Source organism: Micromonospora sp. NPDC050686 (assembly GCF_040654475.1).
Classification (GTDB): Bacteria; Actinomycetota; Actinomycetes; order Mycobacteriales; family Micromonosporaceae; genus Micromonospora.
Genome location: NZ_JBFAID010000003.1, coordinates 82,793 through 106,191 on the forward strand (window position 1 = coordinate 82,793; position 23,399 = coordinate 106,191).

Annotated in this window: 22 protein-coding genes; all 22 read left to right on the forward strand. The window is 71.7% G+C overall.

Annotation, left to right across the window (positions count from 1 at the left end; genetic code table 11):
• Positions 1 to 3 precede the first annotated feature (3 nt).
• Positions 4 to 1,074 carry a 1,2-phenylacetyl-CoA epoxidase subunit PaaA gene (gene paaA, locus AB0H57_RS04180; RefSeq protein ID WP_357502467.1) on the forward strand — a complete coding sequence of 357 codons (1,071 nt, stop codon included), beginning with the start codon at positions 4 to 6 and terminating at the stop codon, positions 1,072 to 1,074.
• Complete coding sequence (paaB, locus tag AB0H57_RS04185) at positions 1,071 to 1,355, forward strand: 1,2-phenylacetyl-CoA epoxidase subunit PaaB (RefSeq protein ID WP_357502469.1); 285 nt, start codon at positions 1,071 to 1,073, stop codon at positions 1,353 to 1,355. The genes paaA and paaB overlap by 4 nt, the downstream gene beginning before the upstream one ends.
• A gap of 140 nt (positions 1,356 to 1,495) precedes the next feature.
• Positions 1,496 to 2,257 (forward strand): 1,2-phenylacetyl-CoA epoxidase subunit PaaC, encoded by a 762-nt coding sequence (gene paaC, locus AB0H57_RS04190; RefSeq protein WP_357502833.1) that lies wholly within the window; start codon positions 1,496 to 1,498, stop codon positions 2,255 to 2,257.
• 55 nt (positions 2,258 to 2,312) lie between these two features.
• Positions 2,313 to 2,789, forward strand: a complete 477-nt coding sequence (gene paaD / locus AB0H57_RS04195; protein ID WP_357502471.1) for a 1,2-phenylacetyl-CoA epoxidase subunit PaaD — start codon at positions 2,313 to 2,315, stop codon at positions 2,787 to 2,789.
• On the forward strand, positions 2,786 to 3,895 hold the full coding sequence (gene paaE, locus AB0H57_RS04200) for a 1,2-phenylacetyl-CoA epoxidase subunit PaaE (protein ID WP_357502473.1): 1,110 nt from the start codon (positions 2,786 to 2,788) through the stop codon (positions 3,893 to 3,895). Before paaD ends, paaE begins: the two co-directional genes overlap by 4 nt.
• 328 nt (positions 3,896 to 4,223) lie before the next feature.
• Complete coding sequence (gene mqnC / locus AB0H57_RS04205) at positions 4,224 to 5,414, forward strand: cyclic dehypoxanthinyl futalosine synthase (protein WP_357502475.1); 1,191 nt, start codon at positions 4,224 to 4,226, stop codon at positions 5,412 to 5,414.
• Positions 5,415 to 5,880: 466 nt separating this feature from the next.
• Positions 5,881 to 7,296, forward strand: a complete 1,416-nt coding sequence (locus AB0H57_RS04210; protein WP_357502477.1) for a PT domain-containing protein — start codon at positions 5,881 to 5,883, stop codon at positions 7,294 to 7,296.
• A gap of 110 nt (positions 7,297 to 7,406) precedes the next feature.
• Positions 7,407 to 8,117: a demethylmenaquinone methyltransferase gene (locus AB0H57_RS04215; RefSeq protein WP_357502479.1), complete on the forward strand. Its 711-nt coding sequence runs from the start codon at positions 7,407 to 7,409 to the stop codon at positions 8,115 to 8,117.
• A gap of 80 nt (positions 8,118 to 8,197) precedes the next feature.
• Positions 8,198 to 8,410 carry a hypothetical protein gene (locus AB0H57_RS04220; protein ID WP_357502481.1) on the forward strand — a complete coding sequence of 71 codons (213 nt, stop codon included), beginning with the start codon at positions 8,198 to 8,200 and terminating at the stop codon, positions 8,408 to 8,410.
• 135 nt (positions 8,411 to 8,545) lie between these two features.
• Positions 8,546 to 9,820, forward strand: a complete 1,275-nt coding sequence (locus tag AB0H57_RS04225; RefSeq protein WP_357502483.1) for a geranylgeranyl reductase family protein — start codon at positions 8,546 to 8,548, stop codon at positions 9,818 to 9,820.
• A 197-nt stretch (positions 9,821 to 10,017) separates the two neighbouring features.
• Entirely contained in the window at positions 10,018 to 10,383 is a 366-nt protein-coding gene (locus tag AB0H57_RS04230; protein WP_091593239.1) for an NADH-quinone oxidoreductase subunit A, read from the forward strand.
• A gap of 14 nt (positions 10,384 to 10,397) precedes the next feature.
• Positions 10,398 to 11,075, forward strand: a complete 678-nt coding sequence (locus AB0H57_RS04235; protein WP_357502485.1) for an NADH-quinone oxidoreductase subunit B family protein — start codon at positions 10,398 to 10,400, stop codon at positions 11,073 to 11,075.
• The gene (locus tag AB0H57_RS04240) at positions 11,072 to 11,803 is read left to right on the forward strand and encodes an NADH-quinone oxidoreductase subunit C (RefSeq protein ID WP_357502487.1); all 732 of its coding nucleotides are present in this window, start codon (positions 11,072 to 11,074) and stop codon (positions 11,801 to 11,803) included. The genes AB0H57_RS04235 and AB0H57_RS04240 overlap by 4 nt, the downstream gene beginning before the upstream one ends.
• A gap of 52 nt (positions 11,804 to 11,855) precedes the next feature.
• Positions 11,856 to 13,181: an NADH-quinone oxidoreductase subunit D gene (locus AB0H57_RS04245; protein WP_357502489.1), complete on the forward strand. Its 1,326-nt coding sequence runs from the start codon at positions 11,856 to 11,858 to the stop codon at positions 13,179 to 13,181.
• On the forward strand, positions 13,178 to 14,308 hold the full coding sequence (nuoE, locus tag AB0H57_RS04250) for an NADH-quinone oxidoreductase subunit NuoE (RefSeq protein WP_357502491.1): 1,131 nt from the start codon (positions 13,178 to 13,180) through the stop codon (positions 14,306 to 14,308). Before AB0H57_RS04245 ends, nuoE begins: the two co-directional genes overlap by 4 nt.
• Positions 14,305 to 15,621 carry an NADH-quinone oxidoreductase subunit NuoF gene (nuoF, locus tag AB0H57_RS04255; protein WP_357502493.1) on the forward strand — a complete coding sequence of 439 codons (1,317 nt, stop codon included), beginning with the start codon at positions 14,305 to 14,307 and terminating at the stop codon, positions 15,619 to 15,621. The genes nuoE and nuoF overlap by 4 nt, the downstream gene beginning before the upstream one ends.
• Positions 15,621 to 18,134 carry an NADH-quinone oxidoreductase subunit G gene (locus AB0H57_RS04260; protein WP_357502495.1) on the forward strand — a complete coding sequence of 838 codons (2,514 nt, stop codon included), beginning with the start codon at positions 15,621 to 15,623 and terminating at the stop codon, positions 18,132 to 18,134. The genes nuoF and AB0H57_RS04260 overlap by 1 nt, the downstream gene beginning before the upstream one ends.
• Before the next feature lie 67 nt (positions 18,135 to 18,201).
• Positions 18,202 to 19,548 carry an NADH-quinone oxidoreductase subunit NuoH gene (gene nuoH / locus AB0H57_RS04265; protein WP_357502835.1) on the forward strand — a complete coding sequence of 449 codons (1,347 nt, stop codon included), beginning with the start codon at positions 18,202 to 18,204 and terminating at the stop codon, positions 19,546 to 19,548.
• A 1-nt stretch (position 19,549) separates the two neighbouring features.
• Positions 19,550 to 20,191, forward strand: coding sequence for an NADH-quinone oxidoreductase subunit NuoI (nuoI, locus tag AB0H57_RS04270; RefSeq protein ID WP_357502497.1), 642 nt, complete (start codon positions 19,550 to 19,552; stop codon positions 20,189 to 20,191).
• Entirely contained in the window at positions 20,188 to 20,961 is a 774-nt protein-coding gene (locus AB0H57_RS04275; protein ID WP_357502499.1) for an NADH-quinone oxidoreductase subunit J, read from the forward strand. The genes nuoI and AB0H57_RS04275 overlap by 4 nt, the downstream gene beginning before the upstream one ends.
• A gap of 118 nt (positions 20,962 to 21,079) precedes the next feature.
• Complete coding sequence (nuoK, locus tag AB0H57_RS04280; protein WP_357502501.1) at positions 21,080 to 21,379, forward strand: NADH-quinone oxidoreductase subunit NuoK; 300 nt, start codon at positions 21,080 to 21,082, stop codon at positions 21,377 to 21,379.
• 9 nt (positions 21,380 to 21,388) lie between these two features.
• The gene (nuoL, locus tag AB0H57_RS04285) at positions 21,389 to 23,347 is read left to right on the forward strand and encodes an NADH-quinone oxidoreductase subunit L (protein ID WP_357502502.1); all 1,959 of its coding nucleotides are present in this window, start codon (positions 21,389 to 21,391) and stop codon (positions 23,345 to 23,347) included.
• Positions 23,348 to 23,399 lie beyond the last annotated feature (52 nt).

The following is a 23,399-nucleotide window of genomic DNA, read 5'->3' on the forward strand; positions in this document are numbered from 1 at the left end:
TCCATGTATGGCAACGACTTCCCCGCCCCGGACGACCCGCCCGGCGGCGGCCTGCTCGGTGAGGTCGAGGCCGCCGAGGCGGCGCTGCGCGAGGCGGCGGCCCGGGCCCGGCGCTCCGGGGTCGCCCCCGGCGAGGACCTCGACGCCTACTTCGCCGACGTGATCGAGGCGGACCAGAAGATCGAGCCGCGCGACTGGATGCCGGACGACTACCGCCGCACGCTCATCCGGCAGATCGCCCAGCACGCGCACTCCGAGATCATCGGCATGCAGCCGGAGGGGAACTGGATCAGCCGGGCCCCGTCGCTGAAGCGCAAGGCGATCCTGCTGGCCAAGGTCCAGGACGAGGCCGGTCACGGCCTCTACCTGTACGCCGCCGCGGAGACCCTCGGCATCGACCGCGACGAGCTGGTCGAGCTGCTGCTGTCCGGCCGGCAGAAGTACAGCTCGATCTTCAACTACCCCACCCTCACCTGGGCCGACGTGGGCGCGATCGGCTGGCTGGTGGACGGCGCCGCGATCGTCAACCAGGTGCCGCTCTGCCGCTGCTCGTACGGGCCGTACGCGCGGGCGATGATCCGGGTCTGCAAGGAGGAGTCGTTCCACCAGCGGCAGGGCTACGAGATCCTGCACACCCTGGCGCACGGCACCCCGGGCCAGAAGGCGATGGCGCAGGACTCGGTGGACCGCTGGTGGTACCCGTCGCTGGCGATGTTCGGCCCGCCGGACGCCGACTCGACCCACTCCGCGAAGTCAATGGCCTGGAAGATCAAGCGCTTCTCCAACGACGAGCTGCGCCAGCGCTTCGTGGACATGTGCGTCGGCCAGGCCGAGGTGCTCGGGCTGACCCTGCCCGACCCCGACCTGCGCTGGAACGACGAGCGGCAGGCGTACGACTACACCCAGCCGGACTACGACGAGCTGATGCAGGTGATCAAGGGCAACGGCCCGTGCAACCGGCAGCGGATGGAGCACCGGCGCCGCGCCCACACCGAGGGCGCCTGGGTCCGGGAGGCCGCCGCGGCGTACGCCGGGAAGCGGGCGGCCAGGCAGAAGGAGAAGGTCGCAGCGTGAGCAGTCATTCGCCTCTCTGGGAGGTCTTCGTCCGGGCCCGGCGCGGGCTGTCGCACACCCACGTGGGCAGCCTGCACGCCCCCGACGCCGAGCTGGCCCTGCGCAACGCCCGGGACGTCTACACCCGCCGGCAGGAGGGCGTGTCGATCTGGGTGGTGCCGGCGAGCGCGATCACCGCGTCCAGCCCGGACGAGAAGGACGCCTTCTTCGACCCGGCCGCCGACAAGGTCTACCGCCACCCGACGTTCTACGAGGTCCCGGAGGGGGTGGCCCACCTGTGAGCGCGAGGAGCGAGCCGGTTCTGCGAGCCCCGCAGTCGGGAACGGAGAGCGGCCCGGTGAGCGCGAGGAGCGAGCCGGTTCTGCGAGCCCCGCAGTCGGGAACGGAGAGCGGCCCTGTGAGCGCGAGGAGCGAGCCGGTTCTGCGAGCCCCGCAGTCGGGAACGGAGAGCGGCCCTGCGAGCGCGCTCTTCGACTTCACCCTCGGCCTAGGCGACGACGCGTTGCTCGCGGCGCAGCGGCTCGGCGAGTGGACCTCCCGCGCGCCGGAGATGGAGGAGGACATCGCGCTGGCCAACATCGCCCTCGACCAGCTCGGCGCGGCCCGCCTGCTGCTCACGTACGCGGGCGAGTTGGAGGGCGCCGGCCGGGACGAGGACGCGCTGGCGTACCTGCGCGACGACCGGCAGTTCCGCAACTGCCTGCTGGTCGAGCTGCCCAACGGCGACTTCGCGGTCACCATGGCCAAGCTGTTCTTCCTGTCGGCGTACCAGCTGCCGCTCTACACCGCGCTGGCCGGGTGCGCCGACGAGCGGCTGGCCGCGATCGGGGCGAAGGCCCGCAAGGAGTCGGCGTACCACCTGGACCACTCGGCGCTCTGGGTGAAGCGGCTCGGCGACGGCACCGAGGAGTCGCACCGGCGCATGCAGGCGGCGGTGGACGAGGTCTGGCCGTACGTCCACGAGATGTTCGCGGCGGACCCGGCGGCACCGGTCGACCCGGCCACCCTGCGGGCCGACTTCGACGCCACCGTCGCCGCGGTACTGGACGAGGCGACGCTGACCCGGCCGGCCGACGGCTGGGCGCCGGGTGGCGGCCGGGACGGCGTGCACACCGAGCACCTGTCGTACCTGCTGGCCGAGATGCAGGTGCTGCACCGCGCCCACCCGGGGGCGAACTGGTGAGCGCGAGGAGTGCAGCGGAGCGGAGCCCCGCAGTCGCGAACGGAAGGCGGCCCTGGTGACTGACGCCAGGGCGGCCGTGGCGGCGGTGGTGGACCCGGAGATCCGGGTCATCACCATCGACGAGCTGGGCATCCTGCGGTCGGTCGACGAGGACCCGGCCACCGGCCGGGTGGTCGTCACCATCACCCCCACCTACACCGGCTGCCCGGCGATGGACGTCATCCGCGCCGACATCCGCCGGGCCCTCGCCGCGGCCGGCCACCCCGAGGCGGAGGTACGCACGGTCTACCGCCCGGCCTGGAGCACCGACTGGATCTCCGAGACCGGCCGGGCCAAGCTGACCGCCGCCGGCATCGCCCCGCCCGCCCCGGTGCGGGCCGGCACCGTGGTGCCGCTGACCCTGGCCGTGCGCTGCCCGCGCTGCGGTTCCCCGGAGACGGAGCAGATCAGCCGCTTCGGCTCCACCGCGTGCAAGGCGCTCTGGCGCTGCCGCTCCTGCTCCGAACCCTTCGACCATGTGAAGGCCCTGTGACTGTCACCATCACCCGCCCGGTCCGCCGCCGGCCGGTCTTCCACCCGCTGAGCGTGGCCGCCGTGGACCGGCTCACCGACGACGCCGTGGCGATCACCTTCGCCGTGCCCGAGGAACTGCGGGAGACCTTCGCGTTCTCCGCCGGCCAGCACCTGACCGTGCGGCGCACCGGTGCGGACGGAACGGACGTGCGGCGGTCGTACTCGATCTGCTCGACGCCGGACGACCTGGCCCGGCACGGCCGGTTGCGGATCGGGGTGCGGGAGATCCCCGGGGGCGCCTTCTCCGCGTTCGCCTGTGGCGCGCTGCGGCACGGCGACACCGTCGAGGTGCTGCCGCCGCTGGGGCACTTCACCACGGTGTTCGCGCCGGACCGGGCCCGGCGTTACGGCGCGGTGGTCGCCGGTTCCGGCATCACCCCGGTGCTGTCGCTGGTCGCGACCGCGCTGGCCGTCGAGCCGGCCAGCACCTTCACCCTGGTGTACGGCAACCGCACGGCGAACACGGTGATGTTCGCCGAGGAGCTGGCCGACCTGAAGGACCGGTACCCGACCCGGCTGCACCTGGTGCACGTGCTCTCCCGGGAGCAGGGCGAGTCGCCGCTGCTCTCCGGCCGGATCGACGCCGAGCGGCTGACCCGGCTGCTGGAGACGGTGGTGGCCGGGGACGCGGTGCAGGAGTGGTTCCTCTGCGGCCCGTACGCGATGGTGGTGGACGCCAGGGCGGTGCTGGCCGGGCGTGGGCTGCCGGAGTCGGCGGTGCGCACCGAGCTGTTCCACGTCGACGCGCCGCCGGAGCCGGTGCGCCGCCCCGGTGACGAGCCCGGGGCCGGCGCCGAGGTGACGATCGTGCTGGACGGCCGCTCGTCGACCTTCACCATGGGCCCCGACGAACGGGTGCTGGACGCCGCGCTGAAGGTCCGCGGCGAGCTGCCGTACGCCTGCAAGGGCGGGGTCTGCTCGACCTGCAAGGCCCGCGTGGTGGTGGGCGAGGTGACGATGGCCCGCAACTACGCGCTGGAGCCGGACGAGGTGGCCGCCGGGTACGTGCTGACCTGCCAGTCCAGCCCGACCACCGAAAGGCTCACCGTCGACTACGACGCGTGACGTCGGGGGTGCGGTGAGTCGGGCGTCACGCCGAGCGACCGCCGAGCCTGGCCCGACCGCCGTCGCCGCCGCCTTTGCTCTGCTGCAGCCCACGCAACACCTGCTTTGAGCAGGAGTTTCTCTGCGCGGGTGGTCAGGATCGTCGCGGGGTCTGCCTACGCCGGGTGACTGTTGCGCGGGGGGAAGCAGAGCAAAGGGCGGAGGAGTGGGTGGCGGGTCGACCGTGGGCGTCACGGAGAGTGCCGCCCGTCTCCGCCGCGCGCCGGAGACGTCACACCGGGCTGGCCGCTCGTCGTCCGGGCCGGGCGGGCGACGTAGGCTCGGGGGCGTGACGGTGAGCCGGGAGATCGACGACATCCTGCAGCGCGGCGCGGACGGCGGGCGGATCACGCCCGAGGAGGCCCTACTGCTCTACACCGAGGCGCCCTTCCACGCCCTGGGCGAGGCGGCCGACGCGGTACGCCGGCGGCGCTATCCGGACAACGTCGTCACCTACCTGATCGACCGCAACATCAACTACACCAACGTCTGCGTGACGGCGTGCAAGTTCTGCGCCTTCTACCGCGCCCCGAAGCACAAGGAAGGGTGGACCCACCCGACCGAGGAGATCCTGCGGCGCTGCGGCGAGGCGGTCGAGCTGGGCGCCACCCAGGTGATGCTCCAGGGCGGGCACCACCCCGACTACGGCGTGGAGTACTACGAGGAGCTCTTCTCCTCGGTCAAGAAGGCGTACCCGCAGCTCGCCATCCACTCCATCGGCCCGAGCGAGATCCTGCACATGGCCAAGGTCTCCGGGGTGAGCCTGGACGAGGCCATCGCCCGGATCAAGGCGGCCGGCCTGGACTCGATCGCCGGTGCCGGCGCCGAGATGCTGCCCGAGCGGCCGCGCAAGGCGATCGCCCCGCTCAAGGAGTCCGGCGAGCGGTGGCTGGAGGTCATGGAGCTGGCCCACCGGCAGGGGGTCGAGTCGACCGCCACCATGATGATGGGCACCGGCGAGACAGCCGCCGAGCGGATCGAGCACCTGCGGATGATCCGCGACGTGCAGGACCGTACCCAGGGCTTTCGGGCGTTCATTCCGTGGACGTACCAGCCGGAGAACAACCACCTCAAGGGGCGCACCCAGGCCACCACCCTGGAGTACCTGCGGCTGGTCGCGGTGGCCCGGCTCTTCTTCGAGACCGTGCCGCACCTGCAGGCGTCCTGGCTGACCACCGGCAAGGACGTCGGGCAGCTCGCCCTGCACATGGGTGTGGACGACCTGGGCTCGATCATGCTGGAGGAGAACGTCATCTCCTCGGCCGGCGCCCGGCACCGCTCCAACCTGCACGAGCTGATCGGCATGATCCGTACCGCCGGCCGGATCCCGGCCCAGCGGGACACGCTCTACCACCGGCTGGCCGTGCACTGGACCCCGGCCGACGACCCGACCGACGAGCGGGTGGTCTCGCACTTCTCGTCGATCGCCCTGCCCGGTGGTGGCGTCGGCCGGTCGCTGCCGCTGGTCGAGGCGAACTGACCCCGCCGCGGGGCATCGCCGCCGTAACCGCAACCTGCGGGCGCTCGACGCCGGAGGAGGGGCCGGCCGGCCGGTTCCGGCTGGCCGAACGGGGGAGCGTTCGCGGCAACCGGGGCGGGCAATCCGGCTGATCGCGACATCTCCGACCCGCCCCTGGTCACAGCCCGGGAAAGATCGAGCGTGGAGGCTGGTGTGCGGGGCCGACGGCCACTAACGTCGCGGCTCGTAGCGCTCCTTCTCCCGGCCCCGCCGGGGTGCTGACCAGGGAAGCGAGCGGCGGAGGGTCGTCCTCCATCGGCCCAGGAGGGCCGTTCACATAACGCACGGCAGTCGGGAGCGGGACGGTCTCGTCCCGCTCTCGCTGTGTCCGGGGGCGAAACCCCGGCGGCGGTCCTGGCATGGCGGGACGGCCTTCGATAGCGTCCGTCGGGTTCCGCAACTTCCCGTCCCTTACCCCGGGGGATTGATGATCTTCACCATGTGTTCGGCCCTGGCCCGGGCCGGCGCCGCGACCCTGCTGGCCGTGGGCGGTCTGGCCGCCGCGGCCCCGCCCGCGACGGCCGCGCCACCGGCTCCGTCCGCCCGGCCCGGGTCCGCGGCCCCGGAGCCGGGACGGGTCGCCGACCTGGCCCTGGTGCCGCTCAGCACCCGGCTGGCCCAGGGGGTCCAGGGGGCCCGGGCCAAGCCGTTCAAGTTCACCGTGGACAACACCCGGGGCGGGGCCGCCGCCCAGGGCGTGACGTACACCGTGGACGTCAGCAACCTCAACCGGGACCGGGTCGGTTACCTGCTCGACCCGGGCTGCGCGGCCGACCGCGGCCGGGACAGCTTCACCTGCCCGGTCGGCGACGTCGCCGCCGGCACCAGCGAGGACTTCGGCATCCCGCTGTTCAGCACCGGCGGCCGGGGTGGCGCCGGCAGCCTGACCGTGACCGTGGCCTCGGCGACCACCGACCCCGAGCTGGGCGACAACACCGTCGACCTGGACATCACGGTGACGGATCCGGGTCACGACCTGATGGCCTGGGCCCAGGACGTCCACGCGGACGCCGAGGCGGACGGCGACGCCGTCGGGGAGGGGCACCTGGCGGGGGTCCGGCCCGGCGGGACGGCGCCGCTGGACTGGCTGGTGCACAACGCCGGCAGCCGCCCGACGACCGGTGTCTTCTACGGCATCACGCTGCCCGCCGGGGCCAGCTTCGCGCAGTTGCCGCCGGGCTGCCTGCGGCAGGAGATCGAGGGGCTGGCCCAGGCGCTCTGCGAGGACACCGGGGTGGTGCTCGGGCCGGGCGAGGTGTACACCGACACGGTCCGGGTGACGGTCGACCCGCGGGTCGAGGACCCGGTGCTGCGGATCGGCAACCTCTTCGCGGTGGGCCTGGACCGGGCGGCGGCGACCGGCCGGGCCCGGCAGGCGCCACGGCCCGCCACGGAGGCTCAGCGCCGGGCGCTGGCCGAGGCCGACGAGGGGGACAACAGCGCCGTCTTCGACGTCTTCGTCGACCTCTCCGCCCCGCCCTCGCCCGACCCGACCGGCCAGCCGACCGCGACGCCGACGGTGGCCCCGACCGGTGAGCCGACGAGCGAGCCGACCGCGTCGCCGACCGGTGAGCCGACGGGGGACCCGAGCCGGTCGCCGACGATGGCCCCGACCGGTCCGCCCACCGGGACGCCGGGCACCGGCGGGTCGGCCGCACCGGGAACTGACGACGGCGGCGGCTCCGCCGGTACGGGCGGGCCGCTGGCCCTCACCGGAGTGCAGGTCGGCCTGATCGGTGGCGTCGGGGCGGGCGTGCTGCTCGCCGGCGCCGCGCTGCTGGTGCTCGCCCGTCGTCGCCGCACCGTGCTGGTCGCGCCCGGCGACGAGCGGCCGGCCGACTGACCGGGCCCGGTGACGAGGGGGCGCGGTGCCGGTCACCGCGCCCCCTCGCCGGATACCGGCCGCGGCGACCCGACCGGCGTCGGGGCGCGGCCGGCTGGCAGAGTGGAGGGGTGAGCCGTACCCCGCAGGGCCAGCGCGCTGGCCTGGACAAGCAGCCGCACGAGGTCGCCGCGATGTTCGACGGCGTGGCGGCTCGCTACGACCTGACCAACACCGTGCTCTCCTTCGGCCAGGACCGCTTCTGGCGGCGGGCCACCCGGGCGGCCCTCGGCCTGCGTCCCGGCGAGCGGGTGCTGGACGTGGGGGCCGGCACCGGAGTCTCGACCGAGGAACTGGCCCACTCCGGGGCGTACGCGGTCGGCGCGGACCTCTCCCTCGGCATGCTGCACGCCGGCAAGCGGACCCGTCCGGCGGTTCCGCTGCTGGCCGGGGACGCGCTGCGGTTGCCGTTCGCCGACGCCAGCTTCGACGCGGTGACCATCTCCTTCGCGCTGCGCAACGTGACCGACACCGACGCGGCGCTGCACGAGCTGGCCCGGGTGACCCGGCCGGGCGGGCGGCTGGTGGTGTGCGAGTTCAGCACCCCGGTCAACCCGGCGTTCCGCACGGTCTACCTGTCGTACCTGATGCGCTCGCTGCCCGCGGTGGCCCGGTCGGTGTCCAGCAACCCGGACGCGTACGTCTATCTCGCCGAGTCGATCCGGGCCTGGCCGGACCAGGCGGCGCTGGCCGCGCGGATCCAGCGGGCCGGGTGGGGCCGGGTGGCCTGGCGGAACCTGACCGGCGGGGTGGTGGCGCTGCACCGGGGCGTCCGCCACTGACGGTCGTCGGCCGCGCAAGGTTCCGGCAAAAGTACGCCAAATGGCTGAATAGTCCACTTTGCCCACGTAAGCTCCGGTCCATGACTCGAAGCGATGCCGGCGCGACGGACGAGGACGCCGTGGAACTCATCGCCCAGCTCCGCGCGCTGGCCGGCGCGGACCCGGCCGACGTCCGGCAGGTCGTCGCCGAGGTGCTCGCGGCGCTGGACCGGGCGGCTGGCGGCGCGCTGCGCGAGCATCTGCCGGAGGCGATCCGCGCGGACGCCGGACTGGACGTGGCCCGGCACGGCTGACGCCTGAGTGGATGCTCACCGGCTGTCACCTCGGTGAGTTAGGTACCCCTAACCCGGCCTTCGTATGGCGCCGGTCATAGACTCCAACCCGATCGGCTTGTGAACCATTTCACGAGCATGCGGGAGGAGGCGCAGATGACCGCGGTGGAGAACGACGCCGAGGTGATCGTCGTGGGCGCCGGTCCCGGAGGATCGGCTACCGCGTACCACCTGGCGCGACACGGCGTACGCGTGCTGCTGCTGGAGAAGACCGAGTTTCCCCGGGAGAAGGTCTGCGGCGACGGGCTGACCCCGCGCGCCGTGCGGCAGCTCGTCCGGATGGGCGTGGACACCTCGCCCGAGGCCGGCTGGCTGCGCAACAAGGGCCTCCGGGTGATCGGTGGCGGGGTACGCCTGGAACTGGACTGGCCCGACCTGGCCAGCTTCCCCAACTACGGCCTGGTCCGCACCCGGCTCGACTTCGACGACCTGCTCGCCCAGCGCGCCGTCGCGGCCGGGGCGAAGCTGCGGACCGGCGTGAACGTCCTGGGCCCGGTGCTCGGCGCGGACGACCGGGTGATCGGCGTGCAGGCCGAGGTGGGCCCGGACAAGGAGCCGGCCACCTTCCACGCCCCGCTGGTGGTCGCCGCGGACGGCGTCTCCGGCCGCTTCCCGCTCGCCCTCGGGCTGGCCAAGCGGGAGGACCGGCCCATCGGGGTGGCGGTCCGCCGCTACTACCGGTCGCCGGCCAAGCACGACGACGACTACCTGGAGTCGTGGCTGGAGCTGCGGGCCAAGGACAGCGACGCGCTGCTGCCCGGCTACGGCTGGATCTTCGGGCTCGGCGACGGCCGGGTCAACGTCGGCCTCGGCGTGCTCAACTCCTCCTCCGCCTTCGGCAAGACGAACTACCGGCGGCTGCTCACCGACTGGCTGGCCAACACCCCGGAGGACTGGGGGATGACCGACGAGGCCAACGCGGAGGGGCCGATCCTCGGCGCCGCGCTGCCGATGGGCTTCAACCGGGTACCGCACTACACCCGCGGGGTGCTGCTGGTCGGCGACTCCGGCGGCATGGTCAACCCGTTCAACGGCGAGGGCATCGCGTACGCGATGGAGTCCGGCGAGCTGGCCGCGGAGGTCGCCGTGCAGGCGCTCGCCCGGCCGGCCGGCGCCGACCGGGAACGGGCCCTGCTGGCGTACCCGCAGGAGCTGAAGGCGCGCTTCGGCGGCTACTACCGGCTCGGCGGGATCTTCGTGAAGCTGATCGGCCGTCCGGAGGTCATGCGGATGGCCACCAGGCACGGCATGCCGCACCCGATGTTGATGCGCTTCGTGCTCAAGCTGCTGGCCAACCTGACCGACCCCCGCGGCGGGGACGCGATGGACCGGGTCATCAACGCGATGACGAAGGTGGCACCGGCCGTGTAGCGCGAGGAGTGCGCTGGCGAGCCCCGCAGCCGCCGAGGAAAAGGGGGCCGTGATGCCAGCCGACCAGCGGTTCCGTGGGCGACGGCGCCCCCGGTCCGGACAGAGATCGACCCCCCGCCGGCCGAGGTCACGAGGGACGTGAATAGTGTGATTTTCGCCAACCGTCGAGGTCAGGGAAGGACGAGCAGGAGACAACGATGACGCTCTCGCCTTACGCACCGATCATCGGGCTGTTCGCCCTCGCCGCGGCGTTCGCGCTGTTCTCCGTGGCCGCCGCCCGCTTCGCCGGTCCCCGCCGGTACAACAAGGCCAAGCTCGAGGCGTACGAGTGCGGCATCGAGCCGAGCCCGCAGCCGGTCGGCGGCGGCCGGTTCCCGATCAAGTTCTACCTGACGGCGATGCTCTTCATCGTCTTCGACATCGAGATCATCTTCCTCTACCCCTGGGCGGTCTCGTTCGACGCCCTGCCGATCTTCGGCTTCGTGGAGATGGTCCTGTTCATCGTCGCGGTCTTCGTCGCGTACGCCTACGTGTGGCGGCGCGGCGGCCTGGACTGGGACTGAGGGAGGTACGTCAGATGGGCATCGAGGAGAAGCTCCCCGCCGGCGTCCTGCTCACCTCCGTGGAGAAGCTGGTCAACTGGTCGCGGAAGTCGTCCGTCTGGGGCGCCACCTTCGGCCTGGCCTGCTGCGCCATCGAGATGATGGCCGCCGGTGGTCCGCACTACGACATGGGCCGCTGGGGCATGGAGGTGTTCCGGGCCTCGCCGCGGCAGGCGGACCTGATGATCGTGGCCGGCCGGGTCAGCCAGAAGATGGCCCCGGTGCTGCGCCAGATCTACGACCAGATGGCGGAGCCCCGCTGGGTGCTGTCGATGGGCGTCTGCGCCAGCAGCGGCGGCATGTTCAACAACTACGCGATCGTGCAGGGCGTCGACCACGTGGTGCCCGTGGACATGTACCTCCCGGGCTGCCCGCCCCGGCCGGAGATGCTGATCGACGCGATCCTCAAGCTGCGCGAGAAGATCATGCACGAGCCGCTGGGCGCGAACGGCCGCAAGATGCTGGAGGCCCGCAAGGAGCGCGGCGACGTTCCCGTGGTTCCGTACGGCTCGATGCCGTCGTCGTACCGCAGTGACAAGGCCCGGCGTGCCGAGTGGACGAAGGCGGTCCGCGAGGGACGCGAGGAGCAGCTGCGGATCGAGAACTGGATGAAGGCGCAGAACCACCTCCACCCGCACGGGGGCATCAAGTGACTGAGGGCAAGCAGAACAACGGTGGGGTGCCGGTGCCGGTCAACCCGGCCGGCGCGAGCACCGGCGCCCCCGCCGAGTACCCGCCGGCCAGCCCGGCCGGTCGCGGCATGTTCGGCATCCACGGCACCGGCGACGTCTCCGGCTTCGGCGGCCTGGTCCGCCAGCGCAAGCCGGTCGAGGGGAGCCCCCGGCCGTACGGCGGTTACTTCGACGAGGTCCGCGACGCGCTGGAGGAGGCGTACCCGGAGTTCGGCGACGCGATCGAGAAGGTCGTCGTCGACCGGGGCGAGCTGACCATCCACGTCCGGCCGGAGCGGATCGCCGAGGTCTGCCAGGTGATGCGGGACGACATGGCGCTCCGCTTCGAGCTCTGCTCCTCGGTCTCCGGCGTCGACTACCTGGGCGCCGACGAGCGGCGACTGCACGTCGTCTACCAGCTCACCTCGATGACCTACCGTCGCCAGGTCCGGCTGGAGGCCGCCGTCTCCATCGAGAATCCGCACCTGCCGAGCGTCACCGCCGTCTACCCGACCGCCGACTGGCAGGAGCGGGAGGCGTACGACATGTTCGGCGTCGTCTTCGACGGCCACCCCGCCCTGACCCGGATCCTCATGCCGGACGACTGGGAGGGGCACCCGCAGCGCAAGGACTACCCCCTCGGCGGCGTGCCCGTCGAGTACAAGGGCGCGGAGATCCCCCCGCCGGACCGCAGGAGGTCGTACCAGTGACCGGTGCGAGAAGTGAGCTTGCGAGCCCCGCAGTCCCGATCGGAGGGCTGAAATGACGACGTCGAACTACGCCACCGAGCGCGAGACCACCGAGGGCAGGGTCTTCACCGTCACGGGCGGGGACTGGGACGAGGTGGTCTCCGGTACCGACCCGATCAACGACGAGCGGATCGTGGTCAACATGGGTCCGCAGCACCCGTCCACCCACGGGGTGCTCCGGCTGATCCTGGAGCTGGAGGGCGAGACGGTCCGCGAGGTCCGCTCGGTCGTCGGCTACCTGCACACCGGCATCGAGAAGAACCTCGAATACCGCAACTGGGTCCAGGGCTCGACCTTCGTGACCCGGATGGACTATCTCGCCCCGATCTTCAACGAGACGGCGTACGCGCTGGCGGTGGAGAAGCTGCTCGGCATCACCGACGACATCACCGAGCGGGCCACCACCATCCGGGTGCTGATGATGGAGCTGAACCGGATCTCCTCGCACCTGGTCTGGCTGGCCACCACCGGCATGGAGCTCGGCGCGATCTCGATCATGCTGTACGGCTTCCGCGAGCGGGAGTACATCCTCGACATCTTCGAGAGCATCACCGGCCTGCGGATGAACCACGCGTACGTCCGCCCGGGCGGTGTGGCGCAGGACGTGCCGGACGAAGCGATCGTCAAGATCCGCAAGTTCCTGGCGATGATGCCGAAGCGGCTCAAGGAGTACGAGGACCTCCTCTCCGGCCAGCCGATCTGGATCGAGCGGACGAAGAACGTCGCGGTGCTGGACGTCACCGGTTGCCTGGCGCTGGGCGTCACCGGCCCGGTGCTGCGCTCCGCCGGGCTGGCCTGGGACCTGCGCAAGACCATGCCGTACTGCGGCTACGAGACGTACGAGTTCGACGTGCCGACCCACCCCGACGGCGACGTCTGGGGCCGCTACCAGGTCCGGCTGGCCGAGATTCGGGAGTCGCTGAAGCTGGTCGAGCAGGCGCTGGACCGGTTGAAGCCGGGCCCGGTGATGGTGTCGGACAAGAAGATCGCCTGGCCGGCGCAGCTTGCCATCGGCGTGGACGGCATGGGCAACTCGCTGGAGCACGTCGCCAAGATCATGGGTCAGTCGATGGAGTCGCTGATCCACCACTTCAAGCTCGTCACCGAGGGCTTCCGGGTCCCGCCGGGCCAGGTGTACGTCGGCATCGAGGCGCCCCGCGGCGAGCTGGGCGTGCACGCGGTCTCCGACGGCGGCACCCGGCCGTACCGGGTGCACTACCGGGAACCGAGCTTCGTCAACCTCCAGGCCCTCCCGGCGATGGCCGAGGGCGGCCTGATCGCCGACGTGATCGCCGGCGGCGCCTCGCTGGACCCCGTGATGGGTGGGTGTGACCGATGACCTTCTCTGAAACGACTCGCGCCCGGGCGCGGGAGATCATCGCCCGGTACCCGGCCGACCGGTCCCGCTCGGCGCTGCTGCCGCTGCTGCACCTGGTCCAGGCCGAGGAGGGGTACGTCTCCCCGGCCGGCGTCGAGTTCTGCGCCGAGGTGCTCGGCCTGAACAAGGCGCAGGTCGGCGCGGTCGCCACCTTCTACACCATGTACAAGCGCAAGCCGACCGGTGACTACCTGGTCAGCGTCTGCACCAACACCATGTGCGACGCGCTGGGCGGCCAGGCGGTCTACGACGCCCTCGCCGAACACCTGGGTGTCGGGCACGAGGAGACCACCGCCGACGGGAAGATCACCCTGGAGCACGCCGAGTGCCTGGCGGCGTGCGACTACGGCCCGGTGATGACCGTCAACTACGACTTCTTCGACAACGTCGAGCCGCAGGGCGCGCTCGGGGTGGTCGAGGAGTTGCGCGCCGGTGGCCGGCCGATGCCGACCCGGGGCGCGCGGCTCTGCACGCTGAAGGAGATGGCGATCCAGCTGGCCGGCTTCGCCGACGAGCGGGACGGCGCGGTCGCCGACGGCGGGCCGGGCGAGCCCAGCCTCCGTGGCCTGCGCCTGGCCGAGCAGCACGGCATCTCGGTGCCGGGCTACGACCCGAACACCCCGATCCGCAGCAAGGCCGAGGCCGACCAGGCCGCCGCCAAGGCGAAGGCCGAGGCCGCGAAGCCGGCCCCGGCACCCGAGCAGGCCAAGGCCGAGCGCCCTGGCAACGCGGGCACCGGCGAGCCGGCGAGGCCGGAGGCGGCCACCGGCAGCACCGCGCCCGACGTCAAGGCGCCGGACGACAAGTCCCCGCAGGTGCGTACCGCGGAGACCCGGCAGCCGGACGCGCGCACCGCGGTGCCGGACGCGCCCGGCACCAAGATCCCGACGGACTCGGTGCCGCCCGCGCCGCGCGACGCGCAGAGGGCGGAGGCGGCCGGCGTGGCGGCGAACCCGACGGCCGGTGACGGCAAGGCGGCCGGCGACGAGGCCGGGGCGCAGGAGCGCAACCTCAAGGAAGCGGAGGCCGGGACCGGCGCGAACGGCGCGGGCTCGGCGGTCGCGAGCGAAACGGGGGTCCAGAAGTGACCACTCCTCGGCCGGAGACCCTGGCCAAGCTGACCCCGGTGCTGACCAAGCGCTGGCTATCGCCGGACGCCTGGCAGCTCCGCACCTACGAGAAGCTGGACGGCTACGCCGCCCTGCGCAAGGCGCTCAAGGCGCACCCGGACGACCTGATCCAGCTGATCAAGGACTCCGGGCTGCGCGGCCGGGGCGGCGCGGGCTTCCCGACCGGTCTCAAGTGGGGCTTCATCCCGCAGGGCGACGGCAAGCCGCATTACCTGGTGGTGAACGCCGACGAGGGCGAGCCGGGCACCTGCAAGGACCTGCCGCTGATGACCCACGACCCGCACTCGCTGGTCGAGGGCGTCATCATCGCCTCGTACGCGATCCGGGCCAACCGCGCCTACATCTACATCCGCGGCGAAGCCGTGCACGCCGCCCGCCGGCTGCGCAGCGCGGTCCAGGAGGCGTACGCCAAGGGCTACCTCGGCCGGAACATCCTCGGCTCGAAGTTCGACCTGGAGTTGGTGGTGCACTCCGGCGCCGGGGCGTACATCTGCGGTGAGGAGACCGCGCTGCTGGACTCGCTGGAGGGCTTCCGGGGCCAGCCCCGGCTGCGCCCGCCGTTCCCGGCGACCCACGGCCTGTACGCCAGTCCCACGGTGGTCAACAACGTCGGCACCATCGCCAGCGTGCCGTACATCGTGCTGGGCGGCGCCGACTGGTGGAAGACCATGGGGACGGAGAAGTCGTCCGGCCCGATGATCTACTCGCTCTCCGGCCGGATCGCCAACCCCGGCCAGTACGAGGCCTCGATGGGCATCACCCTCCGCGAGCTGATCGAGCTGGCCGGCGGGATGAAGCCCGGGCACGACCTGAAGTTCTGGACCCCGGGCGGCTCCTCGACGCCGCTGCTCACCGCCGAGCACCTGGACGTGCCGCTGGACTTCGAGGGGGTGGCGGCGGCCGGCTCGATCCTGGGCACCACGGCCACCCAGATCTTCTCCGACCAGGACTGCCCGGTGTACGCGACGTACCGGTGGCTGGAGTTCTACCACCACGAGTCGTGCGGCAAGTGCACCCCGTGCCGGGAAGGCAACTACTGGATGGTCCGGGTCTACCGGCGCATCCTCGCCGGCCAGGGCACCCACGAGGACCTGGACACCCTGCTCGACACCTGCGACAACATCCTCGGCCGCTCGTTCTGCGGTCTGGGTGACGGTGCGACCAGCTCGGTGACCTCCTCGCTGCAGTACTTCAAGCAGGACTACCTCGACTACATCGAGGGACGTACCGCGCCGAAGCTCTCCGACAAGCAGCTGGTGGGAGCCCACTAATGACTGATGTCGCCAAGCAGACCGAGACCGTGACGCTGACCATCGACGGCGTCGAGGTCACCGCGCCCAAGGGCGCCCTGCTGATCCGGGTCGCCGAGCAGCTCGGCACCGAGATCCCGCGGTTCTGCGACCACCCGCTGCTGGCCCCGGCCGGCGCCTGCCGGCAGTGCCTGGTGGAGGTGGAGGGCCAGCGCAAGCCGGTCGCCTCCTGCACCCAGCCGGTCGCCGACGGCATGGTGGTCCGCACCCAGCTCACCTCCCCGGTCGCCAAGAAGGCGCAGGAGGGGGTCATGGAGCTGCTGCTGATGAACCACCCGCTCGACTGCCCGATGTGTGACAAGGGCGGCGAGTGCCCGCTGCAGAACCAGGCGATGTCCACCGGCCGGACGGACTCGCGGTTCCACGAGCACAAGCGGGAGTACCCGAAGCCGCTGCCGATCAGCACCCAGGTGCTGCTGGACCGCGAGCGCTGCGTGCTCTGCCAGCGCTGCACCCGGTTCTCCGAGGAGATCGCCGGCGACAAGTTCATCGACCTGATGGGCCGGTCGTCCGCCGAGGAGATCAACATCTACCGGGACGACGCGTACGGCGAGGAGGGCGACGAGGGGGACGTCCCGTTCAACTCGTACTTCTCCGGCAACACGGTGCAGATCTGCCCGGTCGGTGCGCTGACCGGCACCCAGTACCGGTTCCGGGCCCGCCCGTTCGACCTGGTCTCCAGCCCCAGCGTCTGCGAGCACTGCTCGGCCGGGTGCGCCCAGCGCACCGACTGGCGGCGCGGCAAGGTGCTGCGCCGGCTGGCCGGCGACGACCCGGCGGTGAACGAGGAGTGGAACTGCGACAAGGGGCGGTGGGCCTTCCAGTACACCCGCGCCTTCGACCGGATCACCACCCCGCTGGTCCGCGACGAGCGGACCGGTGAGCTGCGCGAGGCCTCCTGGAGCGAGGCGCTGACCCGGGCCGCCGAGGGGCTGCGCGCCGCCCGGGACGGCGGTCGGGGCAGCGCGGTGCTCACCGGCGGCCGGCTGACCGTCGAGGACGCCTACGCGTACGCCAAGTTCGCCCGGGTGGCGCTGCACACCAACGACATCGACTTCCGGGCCCGGCCGGTCTCCCGCGAGGAGGCCGACTTCCTGGCCAGCAACGTCGCCGGGGTCACCGACGTCACCTACGCCGACGTCGAGAACGCCCCGGCCGTGGTGCTGGTCGGCCTGGAGCCGGAGGAGGAGTGCCCGATCCTCTTCCTGCGGCTGCGCAAGGCGTACCTGAAGAAGACGCTGAAGGTGTACGCGATCGCGCCGTTCGCCAGCCGCGGCCTGGAGAAGCTCGGCGCGAAGCTCGCCCGGGTCATCCCCGGCGAGGAGGCGCAGGTCCTGGCCGAGCACGAGACGGTGACCGAGGCGCTGAGCGCCCCGGGCGCGATCCTCGTCGTCGGCGAGCGACTGGCGGGCGTACCCGGTGGCCTCTCCGCCGCGGCCGGCATCGCCCGGCGTACCGGGGCCAAGCTGGCCTGGGTGCCGCGGCGCGCGGGCGACCGCGGCGCGGTCGACGCGGGCTGCCTGCCCAACCTCCTCCCCGGCGGCCGGCTGGTCACCGAGCCCGCGGCGCGGGCCGAGCTGGGCGAGGCGTGGGACATCCCGGCCGGGGTGATCCCGAGCCAGGCCGGCCGGGACACCGACGGCATCCTCACCGCGGCCGCCAACGGCCAGCTCGACGCGCTGGTGGTGGCCGGCGTCGACCCGGCCGACCTGGCCGACCCGCGGCTGGCCGAGGCGGCCCTGGACGCGGTGCCGTTCCTGGTCAGCCTGGAACTGCGGATGACCGCGGTGGCCCGCCGGGCGGACGTGGTCCTGCCGGTCGCGCCGGTGGCCGAGAAGGCTGGCAGCTTCCTGGACTGGGAGGGCCGGCTGCGGCCGTTCGACGCGGTGCTGAAGACCGCCGCGATGACCGACGGTCGGGTGCTGGACGCGATCGCCGCGCAGCTCGACGTACGGCTCGGCACCGGCGACGTGATGAGCGTCCGCCGCGAGCTGGGCGGGCTGCCGCCGACCCGGATGGACCGGCCGAGCGCGCCGGACGTCGAGCCGGCCACCGTCGCGCAGCCCGGGCCCGGCGAGGCCGTGCTCGCCACCTGGCACCAGCTGCTCGACCTGGGCAGCCTCACCGACGGTGACGAGTACCTGCTCGGCACCGCCCGCCCGCCGGTGGTCCGGCTGGGCAAGGGCACCGCGGAGGCGCTCGGCGTCGCCGACGGCGACCCGGTGACGGTGGGCACCGAGCGCGGGGCGCTGACCCTGCCCGCGGCGATCACCGAGATGCCGGACGGGGTGGTGTGGCTGCCCACGAATTCACCCGGTTCGACCCTCCGGCGCAGCCTCGGCGCGGCGTCCGGCGAAGTAGTGAAGGTCTCGGCCGGCTCTACTGGCGGTCCGGCCGTTCCGGCCGAACGTGTCGCCGCGGACGTGGCCGGCCAGCCGGGCCCGCTCCTCAACACCGGGAGCGTTGTCCAGTGAGCGCGAGGAGTGAACGAGCGAAGCGAGTGAGCCCCGCAGTCGCGCACGAAAGGCGGGCACAGTGAACATGTACCTCGCGGCACAGGATCCGACGCTGGCCGACTTCGGCAAGGACCCGTGGTGGCTGGTCCTGATCAAGATCCTGTTCGCCTTCGTCTTCGGCCTGCTGGCCACGCTGCTCGGCGTCTGGTTCGAGCGGCGGGTGGTCGGCTTCATGCAGGTCCGGCCCGGCCCGAACCAGGTCGGTCCGTTCGGCCTGCTGCAGACCCTCGCCGACGGGCTGAAGATGGCCTTCAAGGAGGACATCCTCCCGAAGGCCGCGGACAAGGTCGTCTACTTCTTCGCGCCGGTCATCTCGGTGGTCTGCGCGGTCACCGCGCTCTCGGTGATCCCGTTCGGCCCGATGGTGAGCATCTTCGGCCACCGGACGCCATTGCAGGTGACCGACGTGTCGGTGGCGGTGCTGGTGCTGCTGGCCTGCTCCTCGCTGGCCGTCTACGGCATCGTGCTGGGCGGCTGGGCCTCCGGCTCGACCTACCCGCTGCTGGGCGGCCTGCGCTCCACCGCCCAGATGATCTCGTACGAGGTCGCGATGGGGCTGAGCATCGTGGCGGTCTTCATGACCGCCGGCACGATGTCCACCAGCGGGATCGTCGCCAAGCAGGGGGACGCCACCCAGCTGACCGTGCTCGGCACCGAGATCCCGGCCCCGGGCTGGTACGCGATCCTGCTGCTGCCGAGCTTCATCATCTTCTTCATCGCCATCGTCGGTGAGACGAACCGGGCGCCGTTCGACCTGCCCGAGGCGGAGTCCGAGCTGGTCGCCGGCTTCATGACCGAGTACAGCTCGCTGAAGTTCGCGCTCTTCATGCTCTCCGAGTACGTCGCCATGGTGAGCATGTCCGCGGTCACCGTGACGCTCTTCCTCGGCGGCTGGCGCGCGCCCTGGCCGATCACCATCTGGGAGGGCGCCAACTCCGGTTGGTGGCCGATGCTGTGGTTCTTCGGCAAGGTGATCATGCTGGTCTTCGTCTTCGTCTGGCTCCGCGGCACCCTGCCCCGGTTGCGCTACGACCAGTTCATGCGCCTGGGCTGGAAGGTCCTGCTCCCGATCAACCTGGTCTGGATCCTGGTCCTGGCCGGCCTGCGCTCGATCGAGGACTGGGAGTCCCGGGACCGGCTGCTCGTCACCGCCATCGGGGCCGGCGTGCTGCTGCTGGCCACGCTGCTCTGGCCGAGCCGGAAGAAGGCGCCGAAGCCGACGGTGCAGGAGCAGGTCAACAGCCGGCCGCACGGCAGCTACCCGCTGCCCCCGATGGACCTGCAGGTTCCACCGAGCCCGCGCACCAAGCGCGTGGTCGCCGAGCGGGAGCCGGCCAACGTCGCCGCCGGCTCGGACTCCAGGGAGGTGTGACGTGGGCGCGATCACCGGAACGTTCAAGGGCTTCGGGGTCACCTTCTCGCACATGTTCAAGAAGGTCGTCACCACCGACTACCCGTTCAAGCCGCCGACGCCGGCGCCCCGGTACCACGGGCGGCACATCCTCAACCGGCATCCGGACGGGCTGGAGAAGTGCATCGGCTGCGAGCTGTGCGCCTGGGCCTGCCCGGCGGACGCGATCTACGTGGAGGGTGGCGACAACACCGACGAGCAGCGCTTCTCCCCGGGTGAGCGGTACGCCAGCGTCTACCAGATCAACTACGCCCGGTGCATCTTCTGCGGGCTCTGCATCGAGGCCTGCCCGACCCGCTCGCTCACCATGAGCAACGAGTACGAGCTGGCCCGGGACAACCGGCAGGACCTGATCTTCACCAAGGAGCAGCTGCTCGCGCCGCTGCTGCCGGGGATGGAGCAGCCGCCGCACCCGATGCGGCTGGGTGACAGCGAGAAGGACTACTACGTCGGATCGCTGACCAACCCGGGGACGTCGGCCGGTGCCGAGCGCTCCACGATGACCCCGGGCGGGTACCGGGTCGAGGAGCACCCCGGGGTGACCTTCCCCGGCGCCGAGCAGGCCGCCCAGCGGGCCGCCGCGGGCAAGGGAGAGGGAGCATGACCACGCAGACGCTGCTCGCCGCCGCGTCGACGTCGGTGTCCACCGGCGAGGCGGTGACCTTCTGGATCCTCGCCCCGCTCGCCCTGCTCGGCGCGATCGGGATGATCGTCGCCCGCAACGCCGTGCACTCGGCGCTCTGGCTGGTGCTGACCATGCTCTGCCTGGGCGTGTTCTACGTGCTCCAGGCCGGGCCGTTCATCGGCATGGTGCAGATCATCGTCTACACCGGCGCGATCATGATGCTGTTCCTGTTCGTGCTGATGCTGGTCGGCCGGGACGCGTCGGACTCGCTGATCGAGACGCTGCGCGGGCAGCGGACCGCCGCGATCGTGCTCGGCCTCGGCTTCGCCGGCCTGGTCGGCAGCGGCCTCTACCGCGCGCTTCAGGGCGTACCGGCGGTCGGCCTGGACGAGGCCAACGCCGAGGGGAACGTGCAGGGCATCGCCCGGCTGCTGTTCACCAAGTACGTCTTCGCCTTCGAGCTCACCTCCGCCCTGCTGATCACGGCGGTGGTCGGCGCGATGGTGCTGGCGCACGCCGAGCGGCGCAAGGAGGACCGGATGGACCAGATCGCCACCATGAAGGCCCGCTTCCGGCCCGGCAACTACCCCGGCCCGAAGCCCGGCCCGGGTGTCTTCGCCACCTCGTCCTCGGTGGCCACCCCGGCCCGCCTGCCGGACGGCCGGCTGACCGACCGCAGCACCCCGGACATCCTCCCGGTGCGCGAGCTGACCGCCGAGGAGACCACACTGAAGGGGACCGAGCGGTGAGCGCGAGGAGTGCAGCGGAGCGGAGCCCCGCAGTCGCGAACGAAGGGCCGGCTGCGGTGAGCGCGAGGAGTGCAGCGGAGCGGAGCCCCGCAGTCGCGAACGAAAGGTTGGCTCAGCGGTGACCCCCGACTACTACCTGGTGCTCGCCGCGGTGCTGTTCACCATCGGCGCCACCGGGGTGCTGATCCGGCGCAACGCGATCGTGCTGTTCATGTGCGTCGAGCTGATGCTCAACGCCGCCAACCTCACGCTGGTCACCTTCAGCCGGATCAACGGCGACCTGAACGGCCAGATCATGGCGTTCTTCGTGATGGTGGTGGCGGCGGCGGAGGTCGTGGTCGGCCTCGCGATCATCATGTCGATCTTCCGGACTCGGCGCTCGGCGAGCGTCGACGACGCCAACCTGCTGAAGTACTAAGGGGCCCCGGTGGATGAGATTCTGACGTACGCCCAGGCCGAGCCAGCAGGAACCGTCGCCTACGCTGCGGCGGACGGACTGCTCGGCAGCGTCTGGCTGCTGGTCGCGATCCCGCTGATCAGCGCGGCGATCCTGTTGCTGCTCGGCCGCCGGGCCGACCGGTGGGGGCACTGGCTCGGGGTGGGCGCGGTCGGCGCCGCCTTCGTGCTCGGCCTCACCTACTTCTTCCAGCTGCGCGGCCTGGAGAACAAGTCCGTCGAGCGCAGCCTCTGGCAGTTCATCGTGGTCGGCGACCTCAAGGTGGACTTCGGGTTGCTCTTCGACCCGCTGGCCGCGGTCTTCGTCCTGCTGATCACCGGGGTGGGTTTCCTGATCCACCTGTACGCGGTGGAGTACATGGCCCACGATGAGGGCCGGCGCCGGTTCTTCGGGTACTTCAACCTGTTCGTCGCGGCCATGCTGCTGCTGGTGCTCGGCAACAACTACGTGATGCTCTACTTCGGCTGGGAGGGCGTCGGCCTGGCGTCGTACCTGCTGATCTCCTTCTGGTACGAGCGGCCGAGCGCCGCCACCGCCGGCAAGAAGGCGTTCCTGATGAACCGGGTCGGCGACGCCGGCCTGGCGATCGGCATCTTCATCATGTTCGCCACCCTGGGCACCACCCAGTACGACGAGGTGTTCAACGGCATCAGCGGGCTGGCCGGCGGGACGGTGCTGGTGCTGGGCCTGCTCCTGCTGCTCGGCGCCACCGGCAAGTCCGGCCAGTTCCCGCTCCAGGCGTGGCTGCCGGACGCCATGGAGGGCCCGACCCCGGTGTCGGCGCTCATCCACGCGGCCACCATGGTCACCGCGGGCGTCTACCTGATCGCCCGATCCAACCCGATCTTCTCGGCCAACGCCACGCTCCAGCTCGTGGTGGTCAGCGTCGGTGCGCTCACCCTGCTGATCGGCTGCGTCATCGGCGCGGCCAAGGACGACATCAAGCGGGTGCTGGCCTGGTCGACGGTGAGCCAGATCGGTTACATGTTCCTCGGCGTCGGCCTGGGCGGCGCGGCGTACGCGCTGGCCATCGTGCACCTGCTGGCGCACGGCTTCTTCAAGGCCAACATGTTCCTCGGCGCCGGTTCGGTGATGCACGGGATGAACGACCAGGTGGACATCCGCCGCTTCGGCAACCTGTCGAAGTACATGAAGGTCACCTGGCTGACCTTCATGATGGGCTGGCTGGCCATCATCGGCATGTTCCCCTTCTCCGGCTTCTTCTCCAAGGAGCCGATCATCGTGGCCGCGTTCGAGCGGGAGGGCTGGACGGCCTGGCTGTTCGGCATGGCGGCGCTGCTCGGCGCCGGGCTCACCGCGTTCTACATGACCCGACTGTTCGTGCTCACCTTCCACGGCCCGGCCCGCTGGACCGAGGACATCGAGCACCCGCACGAGTCGCCGAAGCTGATGACCATCCCGCTGATCCTGCTGGCGATCGGCTCGGTCGGCGCCGGCTTCCTGCTGGCCACCTCGGTCCCGGACTGGCTCCAGGCGACCGGCGGGCTGGGCGGCGAGCACGCGGAGCACGCCGCGGTCCTGCCGCACTGGCTGCTCACCGTGCTCTCGCTGCTGGTCACCGTGCTCGGCGCGGGGCTGGCCTGGATGCTGTTCCGCAACGGCACCGCCACCGCGCCGCAGCCGGCCGGGGTGCTGGTCACCGCGGCCCGGCGCAACCTCTACACCGACGCCGTCAACGAGGCGGTCTTCGAGAAGCCGGGCATCTTCCTCACCCGGGCGCTGGTCTACCTCGACAACCGGGGCGTGGACGGGCTGGTCAACGGCCTCGCCGCGGGCGTCGGCGGCGGTTCGGGCCGGCTCCGGCGGCTGCAGACCGGCTTCGTCCGGTCGTACGCGACCTCCATCCTGGCCGGCGCGTTGCTGGTGGTGGCGGCGTTCCTGGCGGTGCAGGCGGGGTGGCTGGCGTGATCGACCTCTCTACGGCCGCCCCCGCCGGCGGACCGCGCAGTCACGACGGAGG

Excerpts from the sequence above, each read along its gene's own strand:
- paaA (WP_357502467.1), top strand. The coding sequence starts at position 4 with ATGTATGGCAACGACTTCCCCGCCCCGGACGACCCGCCCGGCGGCGGC.
- AB0H57_RS04210 (WP_357502477.1), top strand. The coding sequence starts at position 5,881 with ATGATCTTCACCATGTGTTCGGCCCTGGCCCGGGCCGGCGCCGCGACC.
- AB0H57_RS04220 (WP_357502481.1), top strand. The coding sequence starts at position 8,198 with ATGACTCGAAGCGATGCCGGCGCGACGGACGAGGACGCCGTGGAACTC.
- AB0H57_RS04225 (WP_357502483.1), top strand. The coding sequence starts at position 8,546 with ATGACCGCGGTGGAGAACGACGCCGAGGTGATCGTCGTGGGCGCCGGT.
- AB0H57_RS04230 (WP_091593239.1), top strand. The coding sequence starts at position 10,018 with ATGACGCTCTCGCCTTACGCACCGATCATCGGGCTGTTCGCCCTCGCC.
- AB0H57_RS04235 (WP_357502485.1), top strand. The coding sequence starts at position 10,398 with ATGGGCATCGAGGAGAAGCTCCCCGCCGGCGTCCTGCTCACCTCCGTG.
- AB0H57_RS04245 (WP_357502489.1), top strand. The coding sequence starts at position 11,856 with ATGACGACGTCGAACTACGCCACCGAGCGCGAGACCACCGAGGGCAGG.
- nuoE (WP_357502491.1), top strand. The coding sequence starts at position 13,178 with ATGACCTTCTCTGAAACGACTCGCGCCCGGGCGCGGGAGATCATCGCC.
- AB0H57_RS04260 (WP_357502495.1), top strand. The coding sequence starts at position 15,621 with ATGACTGATGTCGCCAAGCAGACCGAGACCGTGACGCTGACCATCGAC.
- nuoH (WP_357502835.1), top strand. The coding sequence starts at position 18,202 with ATGTACCTCGCGGCACAGGATCCGACGCTGGCCGACTTCGGCAAGGAC.
- AB0H57_RS04275 (WP_357502499.1), top strand. The coding sequence starts at position 20,188 with ATGACCACGCAGACGCTGCTCGCCGCCGCGTCGACGTCGGTGTCCACC.